Here is a 1,595-nt window from a genome sequence, read left to right on the forward strand (position 1 = left end):
TCAGATTGCTGACGAACCCCACTTTTTAAGTGGGGTTCTTTTTTAGAGAGCGGCCGTAGGCCGCGATCGCGATTTTTTTACCTACCAGCTCGGTTGGAGGCTCCTTTGCTCTTCTCGCCTGATATTGACTCGTAATAGCCTAATTAGAGCGTTTATAAGGCCTATTTTCTGTAAGCAGCCCAGCACCAAGGCCATCTTCTTGATATTTTGAGCAGCAGCGGCCAACCAACATTGCATCTGCACCTTGTTCAACCCCCGGAACCGTGCATATCGGTGACCATGATGCTGTTTAGCATCTGCGAAGCTTCTTTCTACCGTTTCTCCCCTTCGCCGATAGGTCCTTTTACCATAAGGTGTCAGCCGTATTTTGTTTGCTCGTTCCACAGCCTCCGCGTAGATATGCCGGGTTATCACCTTCTTCATTGTTTTGCTTTGGGTGCAGTCATTTCTCATCGAGCAGAGCTCACACTCCTTGGGGGCCGAGTGGTATTCTCTGTAGCCTTCTCTTGACGTGGTTTTATAGATAAGTTCCTGGCCATTTGGGCACAGGTAAGTGTCTGTTTCTTTGTTATAGATAAAGTGCTTCTTCTTGATAGCATTCTGGGTGCGAGGCGGCCTACGGTAACCAAAGATGCCAAGGATTTCTCTTCGTTCAAGGCACTCAGCAACGGGAGCCGTGAAGTATCCAGCATCAAGGCCTACGGCTATAGGATTCAGGTTGAACTGGTTGAGCGTGTAGTCCAGCCGCTTGATATAAGGCTGGGAGTCATTGACGTTACCTGCGGTCGCATAGGTATCGACGATAATCCCATGCATGCCATCGACGGTGCGGTGGTCAAGGTAAAAGAACCCTTGCGGCTTGTTATCCCGCGTCATAAAGCCGCTTTCAGAATCAGTCGTGCTCACTTTGGTATTTTTGAGCTTAGGCTCTGATTTTCGCTCAGCTAAAGTTTTTTTCCCTTCGGCTTCCCGCTCCTTGGCCACATCTTCGTTGAGCATCTCAAGGTAGGCACTGGTGCGGACAGCTTGCTGTTCATTGGTAAATTTCTTCTTGTTAGCATTGGCTTTGAGGTGGGTGCTGTCAGTGAATAATTCATTCCCGGCGACAAGCCCTTTATCCATGGCCTGGAGTACGATATTGGTAAAGATGCGTTCAAAAATATCCGTACCGTTGAAGCGGCGGATGCGGTTTTGGCTGAGCGTCGAGGCATGGATAACTTTCTCTGTCAGTGACATGCGAAGGAACCACCGATAGGCCACATTGACCTCGATTTCTTTGACTAGCTGACGCTCGCTCTTGATGCCAAAGATGTAGCCCAGCAGGATGATTTTAAACAAGCGGACGGGGTCAACAGGAGGTCGGCCATTGTCTTGGCAATATAGGTGAGCGACTTCGTCTCTAATAAATTCGAAATCTATAACTTGGTCAATTTTACGCACGAGATGATGCTTCGGAACCAGCTGTTCCATTGTGACCATTTCGAGTTCGTACTGTTGGGGTAAGGGTTCTTTTAACATGTCGAGATATCCATATTTCGATACCTCTATTAGATCAAAGGCCTAGCTTAAAAGCCAGGCCTTTGTCATCAATCTGA

General features: G+C 48.0%; 1 protein-coding gene. It reads right to left on the bottom strand.

The genetic code is table 11. From position 1 onward, the window contains the following. Positions 1-81: 81 nt before the first annotated feature. On the bottom strand, positions 82-1,518 hold the full coding sequence (locus tag ACVA53_RS24865; RefSeq protein ID WP_446506619.1) for an IS1182 family transposase: 1,437 nt from the start codon (positions 1,516-1,518) through the stop codon (positions 82-84). Between the last annotated feature and the right edge of the window lie 77 nt (positions 1,519-1,595).

It is taken from the genome of Photobacterium sp. DNB23_23_1 (assembly GCF_052873815.1).